This window comes from Arthrobacter sp. DNA4, from assembly GCF_024362385.1.
Lineage (GTDB): Bacteria > Actinomycetota > Actinomycetes > Actinomycetales > Micrococcaceae > Arthrobacter.
The window spans coordinates 3,908,329-3,934,141 of sequence record NZ_CP101466.1 but is presented as its reverse complement, the minus strand read 5'-3'; the positions used below and the strand labels follow the sequence as shown (position 1 = coordinate 3,934,141).

At 66.6% G+C, this 25,813-nt stretch carries 24 protein-coding genes; 13 read left to right on the top strand and 11 right to left on the bottom strand.

From position 1 onward, the window contains the following. Nucleotides 1-33: 33 nt before the first annotated feature. On the bottom strand, nt 34-1,800 hold the full coding sequence (locus tag NMQ03_RS18210) for a DUF5671 domain-containing protein (RefSeq protein WP_255173350.1): 1,767 nt from the start codon (nt 1,798-1,800) through the stop codon (nt 34-36). Then, on the bottom strand, nt 1,797-2,279 hold the full coding sequence (locus NMQ03_RS18205; RefSeq protein WP_255173349.1) for a hypothetical protein: 483 nt from the start codon (nt 2,277-2,279) through the stop codon (nt 1,797-1,799). The genes NMQ03_RS18210 and NMQ03_RS18205 overlap by 4 nt, the downstream gene beginning before the upstream one ends. Nucleotides 2,280-2,601: 322 nt before the next feature. On the opposite strand from NMQ03_RS18205, the gene NMQ03_RS18200 reads away from it, so the two are divergent. The 3 genes from NMQ03_RS18200 (at nt 2,602) to NMQ03_RS18190 (ending at nt 6,246) form a co-directional block, all read left to right on the top strand. After that, nucleotides 2,602-3,972 carry an MFS transporter gene (locus NMQ03_RS18200; RefSeq protein ID WP_255173348.1) on the top strand — a complete coding sequence of 457 codons (1,371 nt, stop codon included), beginning with the start codon at nt 2,602-2,604 and terminating at the stop codon, nt 3,970-3,972. A 106-nt stretch (nt 3,973-4,078) separates the two neighbouring features. Then, entirely contained in the window at nt 4,079-5,335 is a 1,257-nt protein-coding gene (locus tag NMQ03_RS18195) for an aminopeptidase P family protein (protein ID WP_255173347.1), read from the top strand. Between the two features lie 74 nt (nt 5,336-5,409). Beyond that, on the top strand, nt 5,410-6,246 hold the full coding sequence (locus NMQ03_RS18190) for an IclR family transcriptional regulator (protein ID WP_255173346.1): 837 nt from the start codon (nt 5,410-5,412) through the stop codon (nt 6,244-6,246). A 10-nt stretch (nt 6,247-6,256) separates the two neighbouring features. Here the strand turns inward: NMQ03_RS18190 and NMQ03_RS18185 are convergent, their stop codons facing one another. Further along, complete coding sequence (locus NMQ03_RS18185) at nt 6,257-7,033, bottom strand: VOC family protein (RefSeq protein WP_255173345.1); 777 nt, start codon at nt 7,031-7,033, stop codon at nt 6,257-6,259. A gap of 98 nt (nt 7,034-7,131) precedes the next feature. Further along, the gene (locus tag NMQ03_RS18180) at nt 7,132-8,733 is read right to left on the bottom strand and encodes a PucR family transcriptional regulator (protein WP_255173344.1); all 1,602 of its coding nucleotides are present in this window, start codon (nt 8,731-8,733) and stop codon (nt 7,132-7,134) included. Nucleotides 8,734-8,840: 107 nt separating this feature from the next. Here NMQ03_RS18180 and NMQ03_RS18175 point away from each other — a divergent pair, with 107 nt between their 5' ends. The 3 genes from NMQ03_RS18175 (at nt 8,841) to NMQ03_RS18165 (ending at nt 12,763) form a co-directional block, all read left to right on the top strand. Then, nucleotides 8,841-10,400, top strand: coding sequence for a cytosine permease (locus NMQ03_RS18175; RefSeq protein WP_255173343.1), 1,560 nt, complete (start codon nt 8,841-8,843; stop codon nt 10,398-10,400). A 55-nt stretch (nt 10,401-10,455) separates the two neighbouring features. Next, a complete protein-coding gene (locus tag NMQ03_RS18170; RefSeq protein WP_255173342.1) occupies nt 10,456-11,400 on the top strand; it encodes a polysaccharide deacetylase in 945 nt (314 codons plus the stop codon). A gap of 127 nt (nt 11,401-11,527) precedes the next feature. Beyond that, nucleotides 11,528-12,763 (top strand): amidohydrolase, encoded by a 1,236-nt coding sequence (locus tag NMQ03_RS18165; RefSeq protein WP_255173341.1) that lies wholly within the window; start codon nt 11,528-11,530, stop codon nt 12,761-12,763. Here NMQ03_RS18165 and NMQ03_RS18160 read toward each other — a convergent pair. Continuing rightward, nucleotides 12,760-13,596, bottom strand: a complete 837-nt coding sequence (locus NMQ03_RS18160; protein ID WP_255173340.1) for a helix-turn-helix transcriptional regulator — start codon at nt 13,594-13,596, stop codon at nt 12,760-12,762. The two genes, NMQ03_RS18165 and NMQ03_RS18160, sit on opposite strands and share 4 nt — an antisense overlap. 85 nt (nt 13,597-13,681) lie before the next feature. Between NMQ03_RS18160 and ilvD the strand changes: the two genes are divergently transcribed. The 4 genes from ilvD (at nt 13,682) to NMQ03_RS18140 (ending at nt 18,225) form a co-directional block, all read left to right on the top strand. Further along, the gene (ilvD, locus tag NMQ03_RS18155; protein WP_255173339.1) at nt 13,682-15,541 is read left to right on the top strand and encodes a dihydroxy-acid dehydratase; all 1,860 of its coding nucleotides are present in this window, start codon (nt 13,682-13,684) and stop codon (nt 15,539-15,541) included. A 114-nt stretch (nt 15,542-15,655) separates the two neighbouring features. Continuing rightward, nucleotides 15,656-16,474 (top strand): oxygenase MpaB family protein, encoded by an 819-nt coding sequence (locus NMQ03_RS18150; protein ID WP_255173338.1) that lies wholly within the window; start codon nt 15,656-15,658, stop codon nt 16,472-16,474. Nucleotides 16,475-16,566: 92 nt separating this feature from the next. Further along, nucleotides 16,567-17,784, top strand: coding sequence for an MFS transporter (locus NMQ03_RS18145; protein ID WP_255173337.1), 1,218 nt, complete (start codon nt 16,567-16,569; stop codon nt 17,782-17,784). 45 nt (nt 17,785-17,829) lie between these two features. Continuing rightward, nucleotides 17,830-18,225, top strand: coding sequence for a cupin domain-containing protein (locus tag NMQ03_RS18140; protein ID WP_255173336.1), 396 nt, complete (start codon nt 17,830-17,832; stop codon nt 18,223-18,225). 73 nt (nt 18,226-18,298) lie between these two features. Here the strand turns inward: NMQ03_RS18140 and NMQ03_RS18135 are convergent, their stop codons facing one another. After that, complete coding sequence (locus NMQ03_RS18135) at nt 18,299-18,721, bottom strand: universal stress protein (RefSeq protein ID WP_255173335.1); 423 nt, start codon at nt 18,719-18,721, stop codon at nt 18,299-18,301. Between the two features lie 202 nt (nt 18,722-18,923). Between NMQ03_RS18135 and NMQ03_RS18130 the strand changes: the two genes are divergently transcribed. Further along, complete coding sequence (locus tag NMQ03_RS18130; protein WP_255173334.1) at nt 18,924-19,586, top strand: hypothetical protein; 663 nt, start codon at nt 18,924-18,926, stop codon at nt 19,584-19,586. A gap of 12 nt (nt 19,587-19,598) precedes the next feature. Here NMQ03_RS18130 and NMQ03_RS18125 read toward each other — a convergent pair whose 3' ends face one another. Further along, nucleotides 19,599-20,492 (bottom strand): helix-turn-helix transcriptional regulator, encoded by an 894-nt coding sequence (locus NMQ03_RS18125; protein ID WP_255173333.1) that lies wholly within the window; start codon nt 20,490-20,492, stop codon nt 19,599-19,601. Between the two features lie 139 nt (nt 20,493-20,631). Between NMQ03_RS18125 and NMQ03_RS18120 the strand changes: the two genes are divergently transcribed. Beyond that, entirely contained in the window at nt 20,632-21,648 is a 1,017-nt protein-coding gene (locus NMQ03_RS18120; RefSeq protein ID WP_255173332.1) for a zinc-dependent alcohol dehydrogenase family protein, read from the top strand. Nucleotides 21,649-21,789: 141 nt separating this feature from the next. After that, nucleotides 21,790-22,830 carry an NAD(P)-dependent alcohol dehydrogenase gene (locus NMQ03_RS18115; protein ID WP_255173331.1) on the top strand — a complete coding sequence of 347 codons (1,041 nt, stop codon included), beginning with the start codon at nt 21,790-21,792 and terminating at the stop codon, nt 22,828-22,830. Nucleotides 22,831-22,925: 95 nt separating this feature from the next. Here NMQ03_RS18115 and NMQ03_RS18110 read toward each other — a convergent pair whose 3' ends face one another. The 4 genes from NMQ03_RS18110 to NMQ03_RS18095 all read right to left on the bottom strand — a co-directional run bounded on the left by NMQ03_RS18110 (nt 22,926) and on the right by NMQ03_RS18095 (nt 25,568). Next, nucleotides 22,926-23,963, bottom strand: a complete 1,038-nt coding sequence (locus tag NMQ03_RS18110; RefSeq protein WP_255173330.1) for a nitronate monooxygenase — start codon at nt 23,961-23,963, stop codon at nt 22,926-22,928. A gap of 167 nt (nt 23,964-24,130) precedes the next feature. After that, the gene (locus NMQ03_RS18105; protein WP_159630557.1) at nt 24,131-24,325 is read right to left on the bottom strand and encodes a hypothetical protein; all 195 of its coding nucleotides are present in this window, start codon (nt 24,323-24,325) and stop codon (nt 24,131-24,133) included. 227 nt (nt 24,326-24,552) lie between these two features. Further along, complete coding sequence (locus tag NMQ03_RS18100; RefSeq protein ID WP_255173329.1) at nt 24,553-25,320, bottom strand: GAF and ANTAR domain-containing protein; 768 nt, start codon at nt 25,318-25,320, stop codon at nt 24,553-24,555. Then, nucleotides 25,317-25,568 (bottom strand): hypothetical protein, encoded by a 252-nt coding sequence (locus NMQ03_RS18095; RefSeq protein WP_255173328.1) that lies wholly within the window; start codon nt 25,566-25,568, stop codon nt 25,317-25,319. Before NMQ03_RS18095 ends, NMQ03_RS18100 begins: the two co-directional genes overlap by 4 nt. Nucleotides 25,569-25,813: the final 245 nt, after the last annotated feature.

The window sequence follows — 25,813 nt, the reverse complement described above, 5'->3', positions numbered from 1 at the left end:
GCCACCACGCTAGGCTCCGGCGTCCGGCGCCAGCTAGGGCCGTAGGACCCGGCCAGGCGCAGGGGCACCGAGGGCGGCAGGGCCACCAGGGACGGCAGCGCCACCAACGCCGACCAGCGGCATGACCTCCAACCGGTTCCCCGGGCCTGCAATGACCAGGATCTGCTGCGTTGTGGCGCCTTCCAGTGCCGCCGTCACCTGCCGGATGACATCCCCGACCCCGGGCGAAGGCTCAGGCGACGGCGGAAGTCCGGGGCCGCCGTCGTCCGCCCGCAGCCAGGTGGTCACCTTGGCGCCGGTGGCGTCAGCGATGCCGCGGGCCAATGCCTCGGGATCCACGGAACCTGATGGATATCCGCTGACCAGGGTGACCCGCTCGACGATGCGCTTGTGCGCGGGTGCCGCGGCGGCAAGCAGTGCCCGGTCATGCCGCCACAGCGCGAAGTGGTAGCCCGCAACGAGGCCCGCCGCCACGAGGAGGCCAAGGGGTGCACGGACCCGGTCCAGGAGGCTTCCGCCCGTGACGTCGCCGAGCAGGAATTCAAAGAGCCGGTAGCCGATGACCAGCAGCGTAATGAGGGCCACCACGGCACTGACGCCGAAAAATGCCACCAGGTAGACGCGACGGCCGGGCGGAATGTCCTCAGCGGTGCGCGGCTGGTGCCTCGGCTTCCAGGCCAGCCACCAGACCGGTGCCCCCACCACCAGCGAACTGATGCCGCCAAGAAGCAGCGTGCGTGTGGCGCCGCCGGCCAAAGGTGAGACGGCTGCGGCCAGCAGTGCGTTGACCACAACGCCGACGCCGGAGGCTGCCGCGGCGAGGGCTACGGCGGACGTCACCAGGAGGCTGGCGCGGCGGGTCCTGGTGGAACGGGTGACGGACGTGGTGCGGTGGTAGCGCCAGACCAGGGCCCCGATGACAGCGGCCGCGATGGCCGGGGCGAGGGGCTCGAGCAGGTCGTTCGTGGGGTCGCTCCGGTCGAACGCCAGCCGCAGGAGGACAAACAGGATGACCCCCAGCCCGCCCAGGGCGGTGATGCCGGCGACGAAGATGCCCACGGCGATGATGGTGACGTCCACCAGCCCTGTCTGGAAACGCCGGCCGCCGTCCCGGAACCAGTGCCACCACCAGACCGCAGCCCCACCGGCAGCCCATACCAGGGACCGCAGGACAGGGAACCACCATGGCTCAAAGGCGGCCGCTGCCGTGAAACCGCGGATCGCCACGTCCAGGAGGGTGCCCAGCGCGGCAATGGCGGCGCCTGCGCCCAGCAGCAGCCCAAAAACAGAGCCGACGACGGCCCGCACGTCCTCAAGGTGTGACGAGGGTTTGCGGGGGTGCTTCCACATCCACCTGTGCCACCACCAAATAGCCGACCACACCATCCCGTTGGCCAGCGGGGACGGCCATTGGCTTTCCTGCGTATCAATGAAGGAGGTGGCCAAATTCAACAGTGAGGTGGTGGCGATGATCAGCGAAACCGCGTACATCCCGGTCAGGTAGAGGCCCCACCCGGGCGCCCGGCGTTCCGACTCGTCATCAAGGCGTCTCCACACGAACCACCACAGCAGCAGCGCCAGCGGGCCGCCGATCAGGGTGAAGGCCAGGGACAGCGCCAGGCCGGCCACATCGCCGGAGACCAGGGTGGATGCCGTCCGGAAAAGCCGCTCCAGCAGTCCCTGGAGCCCTGAGGCCGAGATCACCACCAGGGCAAACAGCAGGACGTACAGGATCAGCCGGCGCAGGGTTGCCAGCCCGCCCGCCGGGGCAGGGGCCGTGGTTGCTGCCGGCGCCGTCATGGCTTCACCGGCACAACGGTGCAGTCCACCAGTGGGTAAGGCGGCTGGTCGATCAGCCATTTGCCGTTCACCTTCAGGAGCGAGAAGGCGTCCTCCATTTCGTACTCCGACGGGCCGAACGGTCCACCTTGGGATGACCGGACAATCGAAACTTTCACCGTGGCTGAATCGGTGCGTTCCGTCGTCGAAACCAAGACAACCCGGGCGGGTGCCGGCTCGCTGGCGTAGGCGCCCCGGCAACGGCTCTTGGCACCCTCGGTGAGGTACGACTGGGCAGTGGTGTTGTCGCCGTCGATCACTGCCTTGCTGTACCGCTGGACCACCCCGGCCGGGCTCGCCTCATCGAGGGGAGCCGGCTCGCCGCGGGTGAAGACCACTGCGAGGGCAACCACCACCAGCAGAACCACCACCCCCACCAGCGCGAGCAGGATCCGGTCCGGTCTTCGCGCAGTGCGCTCCCTGGCGGCAGTCTCGTCCATGGCGCCAGTATGGGGCAGGGGGATGCGATCCACGCGTGTCTTTTGGCCCGTCTTTGCCGTGCCTGGGCAAAATGCCACGGAGACAGTGGGTGCAGCTTACTCAAGGACCACAGGCAGATGCCCTTTTGGGGCAACTATGTTGTTTGTCGTGCAACGTAATCGAGGCAACTGCGAGTGTTCCAGTCACTTGGGTTAGGTCAGGGACAGCGGAAGACTCTCTCTATTAATGCTTCTGAAAACTCTTGACTGTGTTGCGCGTCACGGCCTATCTTGAAACAACCATGTTGCAAGTAATGCAACTCCAACTTTCATTGGTGGTTTCATGAGCACCCAACAAAACTCACCCGAGGCAGGGATGGTTGCCGCTGACGCCAACGGTCCCGCCCGGGCCGGTGGCGGCACGGACAACGCCGTTGCCAGCAGGGACGTTCGACGCCGGGTGGTCACCGCGAGCTTCATCGGCAACTTTGTCGAGTGGTTCGACTACGCCGTATACGGCTACCTCGCGGCCGTCATCTCGTCGGTGTTCTTCCCTGAAGCAGACCGGCAGACCGCGCTGCTGGCTACCTTCGCCGTCTTCGCGATCTCCTTCTTCGTCCGTCCCCTGGGCGGCTTCTTCTGGGGGCATATCGGCGACAAGCTGGGCAGGCGCAAGGCACTGTCCCTCTCAATCGTCATCATGTCCGTCTCCACCTTCTGCATCGCCCTCATCCCCGGCTACGGAACCATCGGCATGCTGGCCCCGCTCCTGCTGCTCCTGGTCCGCGTGGTCCAGGGCTTCTCGGCGGCCGGTGAATACGCCGGAGCATCAGCCTTCCTGGTGGAATACGCGACGGCCAACCGCCGCGGACTTTATGCCGCCGTCGTGCCCGCCAGTACCGCCGCCGGCCTGCTCCTGGGCTCACTGATCGCGGCGCTCCTCAGCTCGGTACTCAGCACTGACCAACTGCACGAGTGGGGATGGCGGCTGCCGTTCCTGCTGGCCGCCCCCATGGGCCTGATCGGCCGCTACATCCGCACCAAGCTCGAGGAAACGCCTGCCTTCCGGGCCCTGGCCGACCAGGAGGAATCCGCTCCCAAAGCCCCTGCGCTGGACATGTTCCGGACCTATCGCAAACAGCTGCTGATCGCCTGCGGTGCCGTGCTGCTCAACGCCGTCGGTTTCTACGTCATCCTCAGCTACATGCCCACCTACCTGTCCGAGGAACTGGGCTTCGGTCCCACTGAGTCGTTCCTGGCCACCACCATTGCCCTGGCCAGCTACATCGGCTTCATCTTCCTGACCGGCCTCGCCTCGGACCGGTTCGGCCGCAAGCGCATGCTGATCACCGCGTCCGTGCTGTTCATGCTGCTGACCGTTCCCGCTTTCATGCTGCTGGACACGGGCAACTTCCTGGTGATCGTCCTGGTCCAGATCCTGCTGGGCGGCATGCTCACCCTGAATGACGGAACGCTGCCCAGCTTCCTGGCCGAACTGTTCCCCACCAAAGTCCGGTACAGCGGCTTCGCCGTCAGCTTCAACCTCTCCAACGCGCTGTTCGGCGGCACCGCGCCCTTCATGGCCACCCTGCTGATCGGCATGACCCAGAGCAAGCTGGCGCCGGGCTGGTACCTCGTGGCCGCATCCGCCGTGTCCCTCATGGCCGTGCTGTTCGCCGCCGAAACGTCGCGCAAGCCCCTCAAACACCTCTGACCAACCAGACGGCCCCTAACCCTTCCGGGTACACAGACCAACCTCACTACGCAAACAACACCAACTGCACCAACAGCAGCTGGCACCCACTAGAAAGGCACCACCCGTGACTATCACTGCCGACAACGCCTCCTCCATCGCCGAACTCGATCGCCTCAAGGTCCTGCACAACGGCACCAAGGGCAAGCTCACGTTCTCCGACGCGGAGTTCGAGCGCCGCCTTGGCGGCCTCCGCAAGATCATGGCCGCCAAGGAGCTGGACGCGGTCATCCTCACCAGCTACCACGGCATCAAGTACTACTCCGACTTCCTGTACACCACGTTCGGCCGCAACTACGCCCTGGTGGTCACCTCAGACGACTCCGTCACCGTCACCGCCAACATCGACGCCGGCATGCCGTGGCGCACCTCCTACGGCGAGAACATCGTCTACACCGACTGGCGCCGCGACAACTTCTACTTCGGCCTCCAGGAAGCCCTGCGCCAGCGCGGCGTCAAGGCCAGCCGGCTGGGAGTCGAGGACGACTTCCTCCCGGGCCTGACCCGCGAAAAGATCGCCGCCGCCTTCCCGGGCGCCCAGCTCCTGGACGTCTCCCAGGACGCCATGCGCCAGCGCATGATCAAGTCCGCCGAGGAAATCGAAGTCATCAAGCATGGCGCCCGCATCGGCGACCTGGGCGGCGAGGCCATCCGCAACGCCATCCGCGAAGGAATCTCCGAGTACGAGGTGGCCCTCATCGGCACCGAGGCCATGGTGCACGAGATTGCCAGGACCTTCCCGGACCGCGAGGTCCGCGACACCTGGGTGTGGTTCCAGTCCGGCATCAACACCGACGGCGCCCACAACTGGGCCACCACCCGCAAGCTGCAGCAGGGCGACATCCTCTCGCTCAACTGCTTCCCCATGACCTCCGGCTACTACACCGCCCTGGAGCGGACCCTCTTCCTGGGCCAGCCGGACGAGCGCTCGCTGGAGCTGTGGAACATCAACGTCGAGGTGCACGAGCGCGGCCTGGAACTGATCAAGCCCGGCGCCGTCTGCAAGGACATCGCCGCAGAGCTCAACGAGATCTACATCAGCCACGGCCTGCTGGCCAACCGCACCTTCGGCTACGGCCACTCCTTCGGCGTCCTGAGCCACTACTACGGCCGCGAAGCCGGGCTGGAGCTGCGCGAGGACATCGACACCGTCCTGGAACCGGGCATGGTGGTTTCCATGGAGCCGATGATCACGGTGGCGGACGGCCTGCCGGGCGCCGGCGGCTACCGCGAGCACGACATCCTGGTGATCGGCGAGGACAACTCGGTGGAGAACATCACCAAGTTCCCCTTCGGCCCGGAACACAACATCGTCGGGGCATAGGTAACTGAACAGCCAAGGCGGCGCCGTGAACCCACGGCGCCGCCTTCGGCGTCTATCGCAGACGATAGGGAAAGATGGTGTCCACCATGACTCCTGCAATAACTTCTGACAGCACTGGCAACGGAGCCGGCACCAACGGCGGGACGGACGCCAAAGGAGCCTCCGTCGTCGTCAATGCCATAGCCGTCCTGCGGACCTTCACGGCGGACGAACCGCTGCTGGGCGTCACGGAAATCGCCAACCGCGTGGGCATGCACAAAAGCAGCGTGTCCCGGATCCTGGCCACCTTCGAGCAGGAAAACCTGGTGGAACGCGACCCGGAAACCAAACGGTTCCGGCTGGGCCTGGGGCTCATCGCCGTCGCCGGACCGCTGCTGGCCGAGATGGAGGAACGCCGCGTTGCCTACCCCGTCCTTCGGCAGCTGACCGAACAGACCGGCGAAACCAGTGCCCTCATGCTGTGGAACGGTGACGAGGCCATCTGCGTGGAGCAAATCGCCAGCCACCACCAGATCAAGCACACCACGCCCCTGGGCGCCCGCTACCGGGATGCGATGAGTGCCTCGGTCCAGGTGTTCCTGTCCACGCTGCCGGCCGAGCGGGTGCGTGAACTGTTGCGCAGCGGAACCATCACCTTCCCGGGACTGGACGACGACGGACTGGCGGCCTACGAAGCAAGGCTCCAGGATGTTGCGCAGCGGGGATGGGCGGGGAACTACGGCGAATCGTCCATGGACGAGGTGGGCGTGGCCGCGCCCGTCCGCGACCACCGCGGCGACGTTGTGGCGGCCGTCCTGATTCCGGCTCCGCGGTTCAGGGTGTCCAAGGAACAGTTCGAGAGTCTGGGGGAGGCCTGCATGGCCGCCGCCGCCAAAGTGACCGGCCGGCTGGGTGGCCGCACGGGAATCTGACGCTGCCAGGTCAGGGCAGTGCCGCCGGGGTGCCGGTCTGAGTCCCGACCGCGCTGACGGCGACCACACCGCCCCAGGGGTCGCTGATCACGGCGCTCCGGAACCCCGGCGTATCCATCGGCGCCATGACAATGCCGCCGCCCAGGGCAACGGCCCGGTCAGCGGTCCTGTCTGCATCGGTGACCCCGAAGTTCACACTCCAATGCGGAGGAACAGCCACGCCGTCGGTGGCGGTGGCGACGGCCACCAGCTGGTCTTCGAGAAGCCACAGTGAAAAGGGCGCGTCCAGCGGTGACTTCAGCTCCCAGTTGAACATTGCCTTGTAAAACTCCTGGGCCTTTCCAAGCTCCGGGGTGTGCAGCGAACTCATGGCCCAGCTATTGGGCTGGTCTGCCAGCTCAACGCCGTCGTTGACGCCCGCCTGCCGCAGGCAGAACAGCACGCCGGAGGAATCGGCAACCAGTTGCGAATGGGCCCGGGCATCGATGGTCCCGAGTTGCCGGCCTCCCGCCTGCTCAGCGAGAGCTGAGGCCTGCCCGATATCACGCACACGGACATGGGTCAGCCAACCCGCGGGCGACCCCGGCGGGGCCTGCCCCACGCCGCCCACAGAGCGGCCGTCAAGGCGTGCCAGCCAGTACCCACCCTCGAACCCCGGCATCGGTAACGCCTCGTCGAACGTCCAGCCGAACAGTCCGCCATAGAACTCTTTGGCCCCCTGGGGGTCCGGTTGCCAGGTGTCGACCCAGCACGGCGCACCCACTGAGGAAGTATTCCGCTTTGCCATCCACCAAGCCCTTTCCATCCGAGTGGCCCGGACCTGGGGGCCCGGCCACAAGGCAATGCCCGGCAAGCATACGCCCGGAAGCGGAGGCCCGGAGGAGATCAGGGCAGCCCGGCCATCCTCGCCGCCAGATGCAGCGCCGCGAGCCGCCCCGTACCGCGGGGATCACCGCCGCAGAGTTCAAATATCCGTTGCAGCCGGTGATGCATCGACTGCCGCTCCAGATGCAGTTCGCGTGCCGACTGGGCTGTGTTGCAACCGGAGTCCAGCCACACCTGCAGGGTCTCCAGCAGCTGGGACTGCCGCTGTGCATCATGCTCCAGGACTGCCCGCAACTGTCGGCTCACGAACGCTTCCCGGGACGAGGCATCCAGGCAGGTCAGCGCGAGGCTTTCCACGGCAGCGTCCTGGGCATCAACCACAACCAGGCCCCGGGACGGATACCGCCTGCGCGCCGACGCGTTCCGCCGGCGGATCTGCCGCACCTCCAGGGCGCGGCGGGCCTCCGCCAGTGACCAGGCTGCCTCCGCCACCCCCTCTGCCAGCGGCCCCACAGCGATCACGGCGTCGTGATCCCCTTCCAGTCCCTGCAGGGACTCCAGGAGCAGCCGCCGCTCCCCGGCAGTCTCGGTGCACGGCAGGCCGATCATCACCACCAGCTCGGTGTCGTCAAGGTAGGCGGCGCAGGGGATCCGCTGTGAGCTGAGGCAGTTCTCGATGGCACCACGCAGCTCCTGCGGCGCAGCCGCGTGGATGGCGGCCACCACGGCAGGGGAGTCCGTGGGGAAGCCGGCGCCGGGGGCCAGCTGCTCGAGACGCCACTCCGGTGCGGAATTCAGCACGGCGCGCATCAGTTCAGCACCAGCCAGGGCATGCAGTCCCGGAGGCGTGTGCTGCAGCAGCGCCAGGCCCAGGATGTCCACGGCGCGCTCCCCGGCCACCTGGGCCAGCGCCGTATCCGCGACATCCGGCACGTGCACCTCGAGCCGTCCCATGAGGACCCCGCGCACGGGGATGTCCACGGTGATGACCGTTCCGCCGGCCACCGGGTAAAAGCCGCCGTGCCCACCTGGCCCGGTGCCGTCGTCGTCCGCTGTTCCTTCTCCCGCTTCCGCGTCTACCCCGTTACTCCAGCCCTCCGGCGCCGCGCTGCCCATGGTTACTCCCCACGGGGAGGTGAGCTTTACGGCTGAGGCGGTGATGCCTGCCAGCACGCCCAGGATCTTGTCCAGTGAAGCGCCATGGGCCAGCTCGGCAGCCATGGCGCGCGTGGCGGCATCGGCCTGCTGCAGGTGCCCCACCGATTCGCTGACAAGCATGGAGTTGATGGCCTGCATGACGCCGACGAACGGCACCACCTTGCGCAGTTCCACCACGGGGAGGCCGTATTCCTCAGCCTTCTGAAGCATGTCTGCAGGGATTTCCGGCAGTGCACCGCCGGTCTCGATGGCCAGGGCAGCGACGCCGCGCTGAGCCAGCTCACGGACGTAGTCCCCGCGTTTGGCCGGAGTGGCGGTGGCCAGCGTGATCCCGCCGCAGAGCAGCAGTTCCCCACCTCGGAGCAGGGGAGCGATGTCCAGCACCTCGCTGGAGTGGACCCAACGGACCGGCTGGGCGGCCGCCATAGCCCCTTCCGGGTGGACCACGGGATCTGCGGCGGCAAGGGCGGGGTGGGCGAGTATTTCGCCAAGAAACACTGACACGACAGTCCGTAACGTAGAAGAGGGATTTGTTCGACAGATTGTATCTTGTTGCTTGTGATGAGGGCCACATAGCCTTGTATGTACTTATCCACCTCACGGAGGCCCCCATGCAAGAAAAGCTTTCAACAGCCACGCACGGCCAACCTGACCAGGCCACACAGGACCACAGCGCCGTGGACCATGAAGCCTGGCTGCAGCCCATCCCCGAATCAGCACGCACACGCAAGGTATCCGGCCAGTTCTGGATCTGGGCGGGCGCCAACCTGGCACCCATCAACTGGGTGCTGGGGGCACTCGGTATCCAGCTGGGACTCGGACTCGCGGACACCATTACCGTCCTGGTGCTGGGCAACCTGATCGGCATGCTGCTCTTTGGCTGCTTCGTCCTCCTGGGCCAGAAGACCGGAGCCACCGGCATGGTCCTGGCCCGGGCCGCATTCGGACGGCGCGGCAACTACCTGCCGGCCGCCATCCAGGCCCTGCTGGTCATCGGCTGGTGCGCGGTGAACACCTGGATCATCTTGGACCTGGTCATGGCGCTCTTCGGGACCCTTGGCTGGGTTGACCCGGAAGCCCCCAACTACGCCTGGAAGATCGGCGTTGCGACCTTCATCATGGCCCTCCAGGTTGCCATTGCCTGGTTCGGCTACAAGGCCATCGCCGCCTTCGAAAAATGGACCGTACCGCCCACCATCCTCATCCTGGCCGTGATGTCCGCGGTGGCATGGTTCGGCATGGACATCAACTGGAGCTACGCCGGTCCTGCCGGCGCCGTCCTGGAAGGTTCCGAGCGCATCGCGGCCATGAGCGCCGTGATGACCGCCATCGGCATTGGCTGGGGCATCACCTGGTTCACCTACGCCGCGGACTACTCCCGGTTCGTCAGCACCAGCGTCCCCAAGAAGAAGGTCTACCTCGCTTCGGTACTGGGCCAGTTCATCCCCGTGGTGTGGCTCGGCGTCCTGGGCGCCAGCCTGGCCACCAACAGCGGCGAGATCGATCCCGGCAAGCTGATTGTCATGAACTTCGGCGCCATGGCGCTGCCCGTACTGCTCATGGTGCTCCACGGCCCCATCGCCACCAACATCCTGAACATCTACACCTTCTCCGTGGCCACCCAGGCCCTGGACATCTCCATCAGCCGCCGCAAACTCAACCTGTTCGTGGGCGTCTTCTCGCTCGGCGCCGTCGTCTTCTTCATCTTCCAGGAGGACTTCGCAGCGGTACTCGACGCCTGGCTGATCGGCCTGGTGGCATGGGTGGCCGCCTGGGGCGGCATCATGCTGGTGCACTACTTCTGGCTGGAGAAGCGCTGGCCGGGCGGCACCGACCGTCTGTTCGACGGCGTGGGCACCAAGCGGCTGCCGGTGGTCAACTTTGCCGGGGTCATCTCCCTCGTGGCCGGGATCTTCGCTACGTGGCTGTTCATGTACGGCCTGATCCCCATCATGCAGGGCCCCATCGCCGTGGCCCTGGGCGGCTGGGACCTGTCCTGGCTGGCCGGCGGCCTGACCAGCGCCGGGGTGTACGCCATCCTCGGCCCGCGGCAGCACATCCGCTACCTCGCCCTGGAGCCGCGCACCACGCAGAAGGTGGACGCCACCCCTGGCGCGACCGCTCCCGAAGCAGGGAGCCCGGAGAGCACGCCCGCTCTTCCCGCCCTCTAAGCTCACCACCCCGAAGAACCTGGCGGGCGCCCTGCGCCCGCCGAAAGGATTTCCCGTGAACAAGCCCGCCATCGCGGACGCCCTGCACCCCATCACCTGGCCCGAGGGCTTCAAGGCCGCAGCGTCCTTCACCTTCGACGTGGACGCCGAGTCCTGCACCATCGCCCACGATCCCGCCGGCACCCGGCGCATGTCGTTGATGAGCCACCAGTCCTATGGCCCCAAGATCGCGGTCCCGCGGCTCCTGGCCATCCTGGCCCGCCAGGACATCCAGGCCACCTTCTTCATCCCCGGCTTCACCGCCGAGTCCTACCCCGACGTGGTCCGGCAGATCGTGGACGGCGGCCACGAGGTGGCCCACCACGGCTACCTGCACGAACCCATGCAGGGCATCGACGCCGCCACCGAGGCCAGCTACATCGACCGTGGCCTGGAGGCACTGGCCAAAGTCGCAGGTGTCCGGCCCGTGGGGTACCGGGCTCCGTGGTGGGAGCTCAACTGGCACTCGCCGGGCCTCCTGGCGGACCGCGGGTTCCTCTACGATTCGAGCCTGCTCGACGGCGACGCACCCTACCGCTTCGCTGTCGCCGCGGACGATCCCCGGGACATCGTGGAGATTCCCGTGGACTGGACCCTTGACGATTGGGAGCAGTACGCCTTCTACCCCGGCGTTACAGGCAGCGGCGTGATCGAGAGCCCGGCCAAGGTCCTGGAAATGTGGACCCTCGAAGCCCAGGCTCACCACTCCCAGGGCAGCTGCTTCGTCCTCACCAACCACCCGTTCATTTCCGACCGGCCGTCCAAGGCTGTAGCGCTGGAGCAGCTGATGGAGCGGGTGAAGGCAATGGACGGCATGTGGGTGACCACCATGGAGAACATTGCCCGGCACACCCAGGCCACGGTCCCCGAGGTCCACACCCACGCGCGGATCGAGGTGCCGGTATTCCCGGGCGCGGGTGCACAGTTCAAGCCCGTCGTGCGGCAGGGGGTGCTGGCCTAGCGTCCGTGGGCAATTAGCGGCGGCGGCGGATTTCCCGCCGCGGCCGCTTTGGTTGCCCATGGACACCATCCGCGGTGCCGCCTATGGTGGCCGGAAAGGCCGGCGCCACCGGCCGGGAGGAGCTTCGATGGGACTTATGAACAACGCAACGGACGGAATCGAGCAGGAGCTCGACTGGCAGGTTCCGCTCTACGAACAGCTCCACCGGAATCCGGAACTCGGCCTCGCCGAACACCAGACCTCGGAAGCCGTTGCGGCGAAGCTGGCGGCCTGGGGTTTCGACGTCCGGCACTTTGGCGGCACCGGTGTGGTGGGCGTCCTTGCCAACGGACCCGGCCCGGGCGTCCTGGCCCGGGCCGACATGGACGCCCTCCCGGTCACCGAGGCAACCGGGGCAAGCTACTCCTCCGCCGTCCCAGGGGTGATGCACGCGTGCGCGCACGACATGCACGTGGTGGCCCTGCTCGGCGCGGCGAAGTACCTGGCAGACCACCGGGATGCCTGGCGGGGAACCTACACCGCCCTGTTCCAGCAGGCAGAGGAGACGGCGGCAGGCTCGCAGGCAATGCTCGACGACGGCCTGACCGGCGGAATCCCGCGGCCGGACGTCGCACTGGCCCAGCACGTCATGCCCACCGAGGCGGGAACCATCGGCACCACGCCGGGTCCGGTGCTCTCGACCGGCGACTCTGTACGGATTACCGTCCACGGCCGCGGCGCCCACGGCTCCATGCCGCACAAGTCCGTGGATCCGGTGGTGCTGGCCGCCTCGATCGTCCTCCGCCTGCAGACTGTGGTGTCCCGCGAAACGATTCCGGGGGAGTTCGCAGTGCTGACTGTTGGCTCGGTGAGCGCCGGAGCCACGGCCAACATCATCCCGGACCGGGCGGAGCTGCTGCTCAACCTCCGCACATACGACCTTGCCGTCCGGGCCGCCATGATGGCCGCCATCGAGCGGATAGTACGGGGCGAGTGCGCAGCCGCCGGTTCGCCGCAGGAACCGGAGTTCGAGTATTACGACCAGTACCCGCTGACCAGCAACGATGCGGAGGCCAACGCCCGGGTCACTGCAGCCTTCACCAGGACCTTCGGAGCGGACGCTGTCTACCGCACCGCCCCGCAGACGGCGTCAGAGGACTTCAGCCGCATCCCTGACGCATTCGGCATCCCGTACGTCTACTGGATCGTCGGGTCCGTGCCCCCGGAAACCTACCGGCGGGCCGTGGCGAATGGCACGGTGGACGCCGATATCCCTGCCAACCACTCGCCGTCGTTCCTGCCCGCCGTTGACCCTACCCTCCGCATGGCCACCCGGGCCCAGGCGGCGGCCGCGCTCGCCTACCTCGGTGCGGACGAAGCCTAGCCGGCCACGGACAGCAGGGACTTCATCTGCGCTGCGGCGTCGCTGCCCGGGGCCGGTGTGTACACCACGATGTGCAGGTCCGGCCGGTCCGACGGGGACACCTGGTGGTGTTCCAGCTGGAGCACCCCGACGGCGGGATGGTGGAAAAGGCGCTCGCGGGACTCGAAACCCAGGATGTCGTACAGGTCCCAGCCCTGCCGGAACTCCGGGCTCGCTTCCTTGAGCCGCTCCACCTGGTACTGAATGTCCGGATCGCCCAGCCGCTGCCCGGTTTCGGCCCGGAACTCTGCAAGGAAGCGCTTGCTGGTGGTGTCCCAGTCCGGAAGCAGGTTCCGGACGTAGGGGTCGGTGAACACCAACCACAGCAGGTTCCGGTCTGCCGCCGGCACGGTGGCGATATTGGGATACAGCGCCGCGTAGGCCTTGTTCCACCCGGCCACGCCCCAGTCCGGGAACAGGGCGAAGGACGGGTTGGGGTCCAAGGCATCCAGCAGGCGCTGGATGTGGGGCGGGGCGGTATCGGCTGCCGGCCCGGCGGGAGCTGCGGAGGCGTATCCGCCCAGTGACAGAACGTAGCCCAGGCCGGTGCTGGACAGATGCAGTGCGCGGCTGATGGCCTCGAGGACCTGCCGGGACGGGCTGATATCCCGGCCCTGCTCCAGCCACGTGTACCAGGTGACGCTGACGCCGGAAAGGAACGCCACCTCCTCGCGGCGGAGCCCCCGTTCACGGGTGCGGCCGACGGGCGGCAGGCCGTAGTCGGCCCGCAGCGCCTGGTCGCGCCGTGCCCTCAGGAACAGGCCAAGTTCTTTTCGGCGCCCGGGATCACTCACCGGGAAATACTATTACTCTGGTACTTTCACTACTAGTAGCAGCGCTGTCTTCCGTCCGCGTCGCCCAGGCAAGAGGATGGTAAGCATGCCTGCACTCCGCTCTAAAACAGTCACCCATGGCCGCAACATGACCGGCGCCCGCGCACTGCTGCGCGCCTCCGGCGTCGCCAATTCAGACATCGGCAAGCCGATCATTGCCGTGGCCAACTCCTTCACCGAATTCGTCCCCGGCCACACCCACCTTGCCCCCGTGGGCCGGATCGTCTCCGACGCGATCCTCGCCGCCGGCGCCGTGCCGCGCGAGTTCAACACCATCGCAGTGGATGACGGCATCGCCATGGGCCACTCCGGCATGCTCTACTCGCTGCCGTCCCGCGACCTGATCGCTGACTCCGTGGAGTACATGGTCAACGCCCACTGCGCCGACGCATTGGTGTGCATTTCCAACTGCGACAAGATCACCCCGGGCATGCTCATGGCGGCGCTGCGCCTGAACATCCCCGTAGTCTTTGTCTCCGGCGGCCCCATGGAGGCCGGCCGCGTGACCCTGACCGACGGCTCCGTGCGCTCCCTGGACCTGGTCAACGCGATCGCCGACGCCGTGGACGAGTCCATCTCCGACGCGGACATCAACCTCATCGAAGAGAACGCCTGCCCCACCTGCGGTTCCTGCTCCGGCATGTTCACCGCCAATTCCATGAACTGCCTCACCGAGGCCATCGGCCTTTCCCTGCCCGGCAACGGCTCCGTGCTGGCCACCCACACCGCACGCAAGGCGCTGTACGAGAAAGCGGGCGCCACCGTCGTCGAGCTGGTGAAGCGCTATTACGACGGCGACGACGACTCCGTGCTGCCGCGCTCCATCGCCACCGCCAAGGCCTTCGACAACGCCATGGCCCTGGACATCTCCATGGGCGGCTCCACCAACACCATCCTGCACCTGCTCGCCGCTGCCCAGGAGGCGGGCGTGGACTACGGCCTGGCAGAGATGGACGCCAAATCACGCCAGGTGCCCTGCCTGGCCAAGGTGGCCCCGAACGTTGCCAAGGACAAGACCTACTACATGGAGGACGTGCACCGCGCCGGCGGCATCCCCGCCCTGCTGGGCGAGCTGAACCGCGGCGGTCTGCTGCACAAGGACGTCCACTCCGTGCACTCCGCCGACCTGGACGGCTGGCTGGACGACTGGGACATCCGCGGCGGCAAGGCCACCGAGGAAGCCAAAGCCCTGTGGCACGCGGCCCCCGGCGGCGTCCGCTCTTCCACCGCGTTCTCGCAGTCGAACGAATGGACCTCCCTGGACACCGACGCCGCAGAGGGCTGCATCCGCTCCGTGGAGCACGCCTACTCCAAGGACGGCGGCCTGGCCGTGCTGCGCGGCAACATTGCCGTGGACGGCGCCGTGGTGAAGACCGCCGGCGTGGACGAATCCATCTGGACCTTCTCCGGCCCGGCTGTGGTGTGCGAATCCCAGGACGAAGCCGTGGAGAAGATCCTGAACAAGCAGGTCAAGGAGGGTGACGTGGTGGTGATCCGCTACGAAGGCCCCAAGGGCGGTCCGGGCATGCAGGAGATGCTCTACCCCACGTCCTTCCTCAAGGGCCGCGGCCTGGGCAAGAAGTGCGCGCTCATCACGGACGGCCGCTTCTCCGGCGGTACCTCCGGCCTGTCGATCGGCCACATCTCCCCGGAGGCTGCGTCAGGGGGAACCATCGCGCTGGTGGAGGACGGTGACGTCATCAGCATCAACATCTCGCAGCGCTCCATGGAGTTGGAAGTTTCCGACGAGATCCTCGCCGAGCGCCGCGAGAAACTGTTGGTCAACGGCGGGTACAAGCCCAAGGACCGGGACCGCCAGGTGTCCGCTGCCCTGCGCGCCTACGCCGCCATGGCCACCTCCGCGGACAAGGGTGCCGTCCGGGACGTGTCCCTCCTGGAGCGCTAACGCCCACACCCGGGCGGGGGAGGAGGCAGGACAGGTCCTGCGGCACTCCTCCGCCCGGGCACAACGGGCCAAAGGGCCCGTCCTGTGGTTCGGCCGCTCGGGTACCCTGTTCACATGGTGCAGGGAGAGGCCGATTTCCGGGCTGAAGGCATCCTGCTCGCCGGGGCAGGACGGGCCATTCTGCTGCAGCTTGCCAACCCTGCGATCGGCCGCGGCGTGGCGGCGCACAGCACGTTCACCCAACGCCCGGTAAACCGCCTCAAGGGCACTCTCACGTACGTCTACGGCATCGTGTACGGAACTGAGGAGCAGGTCAAGGAAGTCCGGCGCCGGGTGAACCGCGCGCACGTTCCGGTACGCCGCACGGCGGGCGAACCGTCCGCCGGTTACAACGCCTTCGATCCGGCGCTGCAGCTCTGGGTGGCAGCGACGCTCTATGACACGGCGCTGACCATCGTCGAGAAGATCCGCGGCCCGCTCGGTGACGAGGCGGCCGACGCAATGTACCGGGACTACGCACGGATCGGCACCGCCCTGCAGCTTCCACCGGACATGTGGCCGAAGGACCGGGCGGCGTTCAGCCGCTACTGGGATGAGCAGCTTTCCACCCTCCGTGCCGAGAAAGAAGGCGTGCGCGTGGGGCGCGGCCTGCTGTTCCCCAAGCACACCGCACTCTGGTACCGCGCCATCATGCCTTCTGCGAGGTTCCTCACCGCCGGGCTCCTCCCGGAGCAGTTGCGGAAGGACTTCGGCCTCGTGTGGAGCGACCGCCACCAGCGACGCTTCGACCTGACATGGCGCATCCTTGCGGTGGCTTACCCCATGCTGCCGGTGCGCATCAGGCACTGGTTCAAGGATTACTGCCTGGCGGAACTTGAAAAAGACCTGCGAAAGAGCCCGCAAACTACGCAGCGGCAAGGAACCACTGCGTAGTTCCATGGCAGTCTTGCCTTAAAGGGGGTCTGCCAAAACCGGTTTCAGCAGGGCCCTCGCCAGGGCTCGGTGAGCACGGTTTGATGGAAGGCATGGCCCCCGAAACAACTGTCACCAGCACCCGTGCGCCCCAAAAACCCGGCGTGCAGCACCACGCGCACTGGGGAGGCGTCTTCGCGATGTCCCTGTGCGTCTTCGCCCTGATCGCCTCCGAATTCATGCCGGTCAGCCTGCTCACCCCGATGGCCGCCGAACTCCGGGTTTCCGAGGGGATGGTGGGGCAGGGCATCGCGATCTCCGGCCTTTTCGCCGTCGCCACCAGCCTGTCGGTGTCCACGCTGGTAAGCAGCATGAACCGCAAGACCCTGCTGCTGGGCCTGACCACGGTGATGGCTGTTTCCGGTGCCCTGGTCGCGATGGCCCCGGGATACCTGCTCTTCATGGTCGGCCGTGCCCTCATTGGCGTGGTCATCGGCGGTTTCTGGTCCATGTCCGCGGCCACCGCCATGCGGCTGGTGCCGGCCCACCAGGTGCCGCGCGCCCTGGCGGTCTTTAATGGCGGCAACGCCCTGGCCACCGTGCTGGCTGCGCCGCTGGGCAGCTACCTGGGCTCATTCATCGGGTGGCGTGGAGCGTTCTTCTGCCTGGTTCCGGTGGCGTTGCTCGCCCTGGTCTGGCAGTGGATCAGCCTTCCTTCCATGCCAGTGGAAAAGCGGGCGTCCGGAAACGTCCTCGGAATTTTCGCCGCATTCAAGAGCCCGGCTGTCGCCTGGGGGATGGCCGCCTGCGGCACCTTCTTCATGGGCCAGTTCGTCCTGTTCACTTACGTCCGTCCGTTCCTGGAGCGGGTGACCGGCGTGGAGGTGGCCACGGTGTCGCTCGTATTGCTGGTGATGGGTGTGGCAGGGTTTGCGGGCACCATGCTGATTGGCCGGTTCCTGGGGAAGGGCCTGTACCGGACGCTGGTCACCATCCCGGCGCTTATGGCGGTCATCGCCGCCGCCCTGGTCCCCACCGGCGGCTGGCTCGCCGTCGTGATGGTCCTCCTGGGTGTTTGGGGGCTGCTGTCCACGGCCGCCCCGGTGGGCTGGTGGAGCTGGATCGCAGAGGCCATGCCCCACGACGCCGAGGGAGGTGGGGGCCTGATGGTGGCCGTCGTCCAGACCTCGATCGCTGTCGGATCAACGCTGGGCGGCGTCCTGTTCGACTCAGCCGGCCACCGCGGCGCCTTCATGGTGGCCGCCGCTGTCCTCGCGGTCTCGTCGGTCCTGGCGTTCGTGACGGCACGGATCACAAGCCGGACCGCCTGACCGACCAACAGATTTTCCAATTAGCCGAAATAACAGGAGGAGAACATGAAGTACACCAAGAGCGGCGGCCAGACAGGAGCCGGACCGAAGGAATGGTTCACCGGCACCGTGCAGATTGACGGCATCCGCAACCCCGATGAACAGTCGGCGGTCGGGTGCGCCCACGTCCGCTTCGCCCCCGGTGCCCGCACCGCCTGGCACCACCATCCCAAGGGCCAGACCCTGTACGTCACGGACGGCATTGGACTGGTGGCGCGGCGCGGCGGGCAGGTCCAGGAAATCCGTCCCGGCGACGTGGTCTACATCGAGCCGGGGGAGGAGCACTGGCACGGGGCAACACCGGAGCGGTTCATGGCCCACGTCGCCATGCAGGAAGCGGACGAAAACGGGCAGGTGGTCACCTGGCTCCAGCACGTCACCGATGAGGAATACGGGGCCTGAGCACCCCTAACGACGGTGGGCGGACGACGGCGGGAGGTCCCGCCGTCGTCCGCCCACCTTCTTTCGTGGCAGCTTAGTCCTCGTAGGTGTTCGCGATGTAGACGTCGCACGGGGCGTTGTGCGCCACGCTGTTGGCAACGCTGCCCAGGAACCGGCCGATGCCGCGCATCCTGCGGTTGCCCACCACGATCACCCGGGCGTCCAGGCGGATGGCTTCCTTGATCAGCGAATCAGCCGGCTTGCCCCGGGCGGCGAAGTGGGTGATCTCCACTCCCGGCCGCGATGCGCCCAAGGACTTTGCCACCATCTCCGAGCTGTCCGCGTTGGAGATCCGTACCTTGTCCGAGCCCACCCCAAAGGTTTCGGCGTTCTCGATCTCAAAGGCGGTCACTACATGGAGGGACGCTCCCAGTGACTCCGCCAGGTCCAGCGCCACTTCTGCGGCCTTCCGTGCGGACGGGCTGGCATCCACACCTACTACAACTATATTCGCCATTCGTTCGCTCCTTCGTATAGTCCTGCATTCAACGTTTATTGGCCAGTCTAAGGACTACCCGCCCGGAGCCCGCCTAACCGTAGACTCTGAAGGCGGGTCATGAGTGGGTTGATGGGGGAACATGGGTGAGCTTGCCAATCAGGCTGCGCAGGATCGGACGGGCCTGCCGCCTGTCTATGTGGACGTGCCGGATAAATCAGGAATGCCGGGTGCAGGTACCAGCAGACTCCTGAACACCGGCCTGACCGAGGCTGAGTCGGCCCTTGCCGCGGAGCCGGCACCGGCACCCCAGCCCTCCAGGAAACAGGAACGCCGGACCATCGTCCTGCACGCCACTTGGATCCTGGGGTGCATCACTGCGGGAGTGATGCTGGGACTCTACAAGGATGCGGTCCAGGACGGGGACGCCGGACAAGCCGGCTGGGTGTTGACAGCGCTGGCAGTCCTCGTCCCGTGCCTCGTCGTGCTGGGCGCCTACCCGAAGTGGAAGAGGCGGAAGTTCATCAAGGACTATAAGCAGCGGCACCAGGCCTGGGTGGCCCGTTTCATCGGTAACTGGCCGCTCCGTGAGCGGCTGCTCGACGTCGACGCCATCCCTGATGTTTGGCAGCGGGTCAGCACGCGGACCATGGCGGACACCTTGGAAGCAGACCGGAGGTCCATCCTGGCGCAAGGATTCCCAAGGGAACATCCCGCCAAGCTGCTGGCCGAGGCCCTCGCCGCCGTGAACGCCTGGGCGCGGGCACCCTGGTCCGACCCGGCCCTGTACCGCACTGCCCAGGACGCCGTCGAACGCTTCGGCGAACTCGCAGGCCGGCGGCGGGCGGACGCTGCGCCGCCCGGGCCGCCGTCGAACGTTCAATAGCCGGCGTTGTTCCTAGCCGCCCACCGTCGCCTGCGCCGTTTCCACAATGTTCTCGGTGACGGCCCAGGACGCCAGGAGCTTGAGGGCTTCCTCGGACGGGCTGCCGGGGGTGGCGGGATAGACAGTGAGGGTATGCCCCGGGTCCTCTTCCAGGCCCAGCACCTGGTAGTTCAGCTCGAGGAGTCCCACCACGGGATGCTGGAAGAACTTGGTGCCCGCGTAATGGCGGCGGACGTTGTGCGCTGCCCATAGCGTGCGGAATTCGTCGCTGCGCATCGAGAGTTCACCGATGAGTTCGGCAATGCCCTTGTCATGGGGATTGCGACCGGCTTCCCGCCGCAGGATGGCCACGTTGGTGTTGGCCGCCCGGTCCCAGTCAGTGTAGAAGTTGTGGGCGCGGGGGTCCAGGAAGATGAACCGGGAGTGGTTGACCGGCCGTGACGGAGTGCGGTACATGTCCGAATACAGGGCATAGCCCAGGGTGTTGGCGGCCACGATGTCCAGGCGGTTGTTGCCGATGAAGGCCGGCGCCTCCGTGATGGCGTCCAGCAGGTACTGCAGCTCCGGCCGGACCTTGGACGGGGCGGAGCCGCCGGCGCCCGCAGCCCGCTTGCGGCCCGAGGTGTTGGCTGCCCGGGCCAGGTCATAGAGGTGGTCATGCTCGGCGCGGTCCAGTTCCAGGGCACCGGCGATGGCATCCAGGACGCTGTCAGAAACACCGTGCAGGTTTCCCCGTTCCAGCCGCGTGTAGTAGTCCACGCTGACGCCGGCCAGCCGCGCCACTTCCTCGCGCCGGAGCCCCGGTACGCGGCGGCGGCCGCCATAGGGTTCGATGCCTGCCTGCTCGGGGGTAATCCGCCCACGGCGTGAAGACAGGAACTGCCGTACCTCGGCCCGGTTATCCATAGGGAACACGTTACGACGGATGGCAGGACCCTAAGGAGCTTCTGCCGGAACCAGTTACAGCAGGGCCCTCGCCAACGGTGCCGGGGCCGGGTTTGATGGGAATGTCCCTTTCAGCCGTTCACCATGTGGAGGACCCAGCATGCGCGCAACCATCATGCACGCGCCCGGAGACGTCCGGGTCGAGGATCGTGCCAAACCAGCCGTCCGGCAGCCAACGGATGCGGTCATCAAACTCGTTGCCGCCTGCGTCTGCGGGTCGGACCTGTGGCCCTACCGCGGCGCCGACAAAATTTCCAAGCCCGCGCCGATGGGCCACGAGTACGTGGGAATCGTCGAGGAGGTCGGTGCCGCGGTCAGGAATGTCCGGCCGGGCCAGTTCGTCGTCGGGTCATTCTTTGCCTCCGACAACACCTGCGAAATCTGCCGCTCCGGCTACCAGAGCGCGTGTGTCCACCGCCAGGGCGTGGGCGGTGCACAGGCAGAATACATGCGCGTCCCGCTGGCGGACGGCACCCTGGTGGCCACGCCCGGCATGCCTGACGCCGGCAAAATTCCGTCGCTGCTTGCGGCCTCCGATGTCCTGGGGACAGGATGGTTTGCCGCCAAGGCGGCCGAGGTGGGCCCGGGCAAGACAGTGGCAGTAGTGGGCGACGGCGCCGTGGGACTTTTGGGGGTCCTCGCAGCGCAGCAGATGGGTGCTGAACGGATCATCGCCATGTCCCGCCACGCGGACCGGCAGGCGCTGGCACGCGAGTTTGGCGCCACGGACATCGTGGCGGAGCGCGGGGACGGGGGCGTGAAGAAGATCAAGGAACTCACCGGCGGCCTTGGCGCGCATTCCGTCCTCGAAGCCGTGGGCACGCAGGAATCGATGCTGCAGGCCATCCACGCCACCAGGGCAGGCGGCCATGTGGGCTTTGTGGGAGTCTCCCACGATGTGGCGTTGCCAGGGCGGGACCTGTTCTATTCGCATGTGCACCTGCACGGCGGCCCGGCTCCGGTCCGGCAATACCTGCCGGAGCTGATCGACCTGATCCTCAGCGGCACGATCAATCCTGGAAAAGTGTTTGACCTGGAACTCCCGCTCGAGCAGGCCGCGGACGCGTACAAGGCCATGGACGAACGCCGCGCCATCAAGGTGCTCCTGCGCCCCTAGCGCATCCTTTTCCCAAGGGCCCAAGGGTAGGACTCAGAAGACCAGTCACAACAGGGCCACCTTGGTGCCACCTTTTCCCGGGTTTGCTCCGAACAACCCCGGTAGCATTTATATGTCCCCCCAACAGATCACAGGAGAACCATGACTACCGTCAAGGCTTATGCATCCCCGTCCGCCACGGAGGACCTGGTGGCTACCACCATTGAGCGCCGCGAAGTGGGCCCTCATGACGTCCTGATCGACATTAAGTTCGCCGGCATCTGCCACTCGGACATCCACACCGTCCGCGGTGACTGGGGCCCGCAGCAGTACCCGCTGGTGCCCGGCCACGAGATTGCCGGCATCGTCACCGAGGTGGGGGCCGAGGTGACCAAGCACAAAGTGGGCGACCGCGTTGGTGTTGGCTGCATGGTCAACTCCTGCCGGGAATGCGTCAACTGCCAGAAGGGCGAGGAGCAGTACTGCCTCAAGGGCAACACCGGCACCTATGGCGCCGTTGACCGCGACGGCACCATTACGCAGGGTGGCTACTCCACCCACGTTGTGGTCACTGAAGACTTCGTCGTCACCATCCCCGAGGGCATCGACCTCGACGTCGCCGCACCGCTGCTGTGCGCCGGCATCACCACCTACTCACCGCTGCGGCACTGGGGTGCCGGCCCCGGCAAGAACGTTGCCGTCGTCGGTCTCGGCGGCCTGGGCCACATGGCCGTCAAGCTCGCCCACGCCATGGGTGCCGAGGTGACTGTCCTGTCGCAGTCGTTGAAGAAGCAGGAGGACGGCCTGAAGCTTGGCGCCGACCACTACTTCGCCACGAGCGACGAGAACACCTTCTCTGAGCTCGCCGGCTCCTTCGACCTGATCATCAACACGGTCAGCGCCTCGATCGACATCAGCTCCTACCTGGGCCTGCTGAAGCTCGACGGCGCCCTGGTCAACGTGGGTGCCCCTGCGGAACCGCTTCCCGTCAACGCCTTCGCGCTGATCGGCGGACGCCGTTCCTTCGCCGGTTCCATGATCGGCGGCATCCGCGAGACCCAGGAGATGCTCAACTTCTGCGCCGAGCACGGCCTGGGCGCCGAGATCGAGGTCATCCCGGCTGGGAAGATCAACGACGCCTACGAGCGCGTGCTGGCATCGGATGTCCGGTACCGCTTCGTGATCGACACCGCCACCTTCTAAAGCACTACCCCCGCTTTCACGGCGCGCGCGGCGGCTCCCACAAGGGGCCGGCCCGCCGTCGGGCTTTAAGGTAGGGGACGACGGCGGTACAGGCCTTACGGACGAAGGGCCGCCAGGATGGAAACGGCCGGGCCTTCCTTCGTGTCCCGGTAGTTGATGCCGGCCCACAGGTTCAGCCACTCCGGCTCCCCTGCTGCGGCGGCTGCGGCACGCAGGGGAGTGGTGAGGTGGTGGATCTCCGGGTAGCCGTACGGGGCGTCGCCGTCATGGCGGCGCATGAACTCGTTGTAGAGGCCGCGCGCGTTGCGGCCGGAGAAGGCACGGGTGAGGGCGGTGGTGGTGAAATGGTCCGGCGACGACAAGGCAGCCCGGTGCGCGGGCTTGGTTCCCGCTTCATCAGCGCGGAGGAATGCGGTGCCGGCCTGGACCGCAACGGCTCCGACGGCGAGCGCAGCCCGGGTGTGCTCCGACGAGGCAATGCCACCCGCCGCGATAAGGGGCACCTCCAGATCAGACAGCGCGCCCAGGATCCCGTGGAGGGGCACCAGGGGAGCAGGCATATCCGGCTTGAACGTTCCGCGGTGGCCTCCGGCTTCCGGGCCCTGGACGCACAGCGCATCGGCGCCTGCCGCCAGCGCCCGCAGGGCTTCTTCGCGGTCCGTGACTGTGGCGATGACGTATATTCCGCGGTGCTGCAGTGCTTCCACCACGCTGGTTTCCGGGATGTCGAAGGTGAATGAAACGACCTCCGGTGCCAGGTCCAGCAAGGCCTCGAGCTTTTGGTCCCAGTCGTCATCGTCATGCCGCGGCTCGCCGAGGCTCACGCCGAAGCGCTCGGCGTCCGGGGCCAGCGAGTCTACGTATTGCTGCAGGGACGCTTGGCTGATGACGGACGCCTGGGGTACGAAGAGGTTCACGCCGAACGGCTTGTCCGTTTGTCCCCTGACGGCCTCGATCTCGGCGCGCATGGTTGCGGCGGTCTTGTAGCCTGCAGCGACGAAGCCCAGTCCGCCGGCCCCGCTGACGGCCGCTGCCAGCCGTGGGGTGGAGGGTCCCCCGGCCATGGGTGCCTGGATGACGGGCAGTGCCAGCGACTCGAACCTGAATTTGGTGCCCTTCTGGTGGGTAGCCATGTGCCCTTCCCGTCGTTTGGGTGTACCTGACGAATGCTACGCCGGTCCGGGTGGACAGTTCACGCCCGAAATATCTGCGGTCGTGTCACCCGTTTCGTGGACGGAAAAGGGCGCTGACGACGGCGGGTGGGGCCCGCCGTCGTCAACGCCCTATGCGGGTGGGCCGCTTAGAGGGCCAGCGCCGGCTCGTTCCCGCGCACGCTCAAGGTGAAGGTGTTGGGCCCGCTGCAGGTGACGGCGATGCGGCAGGTGGTGGTGTTGTGGCGCGCGGAGAGGTCGGAGACCGCGGAATCGAGGGTCTCGTGGAGGGAGGTCCGGTCCCAGATCTTCAGCGTCACGGATTCGGCAGTGTTAAACGTCATTGTTCAGTACTTTCCTGTGTCAAGCCGGCTTTGTCCCCGGCAATGGCCTGTCCGCGCTCGGAGGGTCGGTGGCCTGCGCTCACCGGTGGGCCTCGTTGCGTCACCAGGATGTCAAGGGCGGATGTTTCCGGCCCTGCCTATCCATAGTGCCCATGGCGGATGGGCGCACTCAACCAAATCACGCATTTGTTGCGAGTGAATCTCATCACGTGTGATCCGGGTTACAGCTACTCGTCGAAGTGGGCGGTGATCCTCTGTTCTCCGGAGATTGAGGTGATGACGGTGGCTGCCACTTCCCTCAGCTTGACGTTCCTGGTGCTTGAGGCGTGCGAGAGGATGCTGAAGGCGGTATCCCGGTCGCAGCGGTTTTGGGCCATGGTCGCACCCACCGCCATGTCGATCACGGTGCGTGACTGCATTGCGGCGGTGAGGTCATTCCTGGCTTCCCGGAGCTGCGAGATCCGCAGGATCAACCGCAGTGAACTGGCGGCTTGGGCCGTGAACGATTCCACGGTGGCGACGTCCTCCCCGGAGAACCCGTTGCTGCGGCCCGAGTAGAGATTCAGTACCGCTTCTGCTTCCCCCGCCAAGTCCAGCGGGACGGCAAGGATCGAGGACACGCCGTGCTCTGCAGCCGTCCTGACATAGGGGCGCCAGCGGTCTTCGACGGCCAGGTCTGGCACAAGGAGGGTGGATCCCTGCCGGAGCGCGGTAAGGCACGGGCCATGGCCGAATCCGTTCTGCAGCTCGTCAAGGGCCCATGCCGCAGGGTCGCTTGCTGCCACAGCCTGGGGCCGCTTGTGCCGCAGCACCGTGACGCCGCTGTGGATCGTGTTCCCGGGGACGGACAACCGGGTACTGGCAAGCATCGCCAGTTCGGTGAGGAAGGCCTTGATGTCCGGGCTTTCCAGCACGAGTTGCTGCAGCGACAGCTCTGCTGCCTCCAGCGGCCATCCCTCGGATTCCCGGAACGGCTGCTCCTCGCTGCCGGTCATTGGTCCTCACCCGCGGTCAGTTCCCTCATGGCCGTGGCGATCAACCCCACCTGGGAGGCCGGAAGGTGGAGCGCTTCGTTGAGGTAGGCGTCGAATGACATTTCGTCAGCGTCGCCACCGAGGCCGTAGTAGTACGTCCACAGTTTCAGCATCGGTATCTGCGTCTCGCGGAAACGCCGGGCAACGTCCCTTCGCCGCTCGTCGGCTTCCAGTAGTTGGTCGGGGTCCCCGGTCCAGTCGGCGTTCATCCTTGCGGTCCCATGGGCCCGGCGGTGGTCAGCGCATTGTTCCCGGCCATCGGGCCTCGATCCATAGTTGCGCCAGAATTGCTTTTCCTGGCTGGCGGCCGCCCGCTCTTGGCGCGTTCGGCCCGTGCATTCAACCTCCGGATCCTATAGCCATCCCGAAATCTCCTACGTTTGACACTACGCCCTTGGAGGTGTTTCTGGTATGGCGGCCGGTTGCATTCGCGCGGCCCGGCCGCCTGCGGGCC

Excerpts from the sequence above, each read along its gene's own strand:
- NMQ03_RS18140 (WP_255173336.1), top strand. The coding sequence starts at position 17,830 with ATGAAGTACACCAAGAGCGGCGGCCAGACAGGAGCCGGACCGAAGGAA.
- NMQ03_RS18110 (WP_255173330.1), bottom strand. The coding sequence starts at position 23,963 with ATGGCTACCCACCAGAAGGGCACCAAATTCAGGTTCGAGTCGCTGGCA.
- NMQ03_RS18130 (WP_255173334.1), top strand. The coding sequence starts at position 18,924 with ATGCCGGGTGCAGGTACCAGCAGACTCCTGAACACCGGCCTGACCGAG.
- ilvD (WP_255173339.1), top strand. The coding sequence starts at position 13,682 with ATGCCTGCACTCCGCTCTAAAACAGTCACCCATGGCCGCAACATGACC.
- NMQ03_RS18100 (WP_255173329.1), bottom strand. The coding sequence starts at position 25,320 with ATGACCGGCAGCGAGGAGCAGCCGTTCCGGGAATCCGAGGGATGGCCG.
- NMQ03_RS18190 (WP_255173346.1), top strand. The coding sequence starts at position 5,410 with ATGGTGTCCACCATGACTCCTGCAATAACTTCTGACAGCACTGGCAAC.
- NMQ03_RS18185 (WP_255173345.1), bottom strand. The coding sequence starts at position 7,033 with ATGGCAAAGCGGAATACTTCCTCAGTGGGTGCGCCGTGCTGGGTCGAC.
- NMQ03_RS18120 (WP_255173332.1), top strand. The coding sequence starts at position 20,632 with ATGCGCGCAACCATCATGCACGCGCCCGGAGACGTCCGGGTCGAGGAT.
- NMQ03_RS18145 (WP_255173337.1), top strand. The coding sequence starts at position 16,567 with ATGGCCCCCGAAACAACTGTCACCAGCACCCGTGCGCCCCAAAAACCC.
- NMQ03_RS18135 (WP_255173335.1), bottom strand. The coding sequence starts at position 18,721 with ATGGCGAATATAGTTGTAGTAGGTGTGGATGCCAGCCCGTCCGCACGG.
- NMQ03_RS18200 (WP_255173348.1), top strand. The coding sequence starts at position 2,602 with ATGAGCACCCAACAAAACTCACCCGAGGCAGGGATGGTTGCCGCTGAC.
- NMQ03_RS18150 (WP_255173338.1), top strand. The coding sequence starts at position 15,656 with ATGGTGCAGGGAGAGGCCGATTTCCGGGCTGAAGGCATCCTGCTCGCC.
- NMQ03_RS18175 (WP_255173343.1), top strand. The coding sequence starts at position 8,841 with ATGCAAGAAAAGCTTTCAACAGCCACGCACGGCCAACCTGACCAGGCC.
- NMQ03_RS18115 (WP_255173331.1), top strand. The coding sequence starts at position 21,790 with ATGACTACCGTCAAGGCTTATGCATCCCCGTCCGCCACGGAGGACCTG.
- NMQ03_RS18095 (WP_255173328.1), bottom strand. The coding sequence starts at position 25,568 with ATGAACGCCGACTGGACCGGGGACCCCGACCAACTACTGGAAGCCGAC.
- NMQ03_RS18205 (WP_255173349.1), bottom strand. The coding sequence starts at position 2,279 with ATGGACGAGACTGCCGCCAGGGAGCGCACTGCGCGAAGACCGGACCGG.
- NMQ03_RS18125 (WP_255173333.1), bottom strand. The coding sequence starts at position 20,492 with ATGGATAACCGGGCCGAGGTACGGCAGTTCCTGTCTTCACGCCGTGGG.
- NMQ03_RS18165 (WP_255173341.1), top strand. The coding sequence starts at position 11,528 with ATGGGACTTATGAACAACGCAACGGACGGAATCGAGCAGGAGCTCGAC.
- NMQ03_RS18210 (WP_255173350.1), bottom strand. The coding sequence starts at position 1,800 with ATGACGGCGCCGGCAGCAACCACGGCCCCTGCCCCGGCGGGCGGGCTG.
- NMQ03_RS18105 (WP_159630557.1), bottom strand. The coding sequence starts at position 24,325 with ATGACGTTTAACACTGCCGAATCCGTGACGCTGAAGATCTGGGACCGG.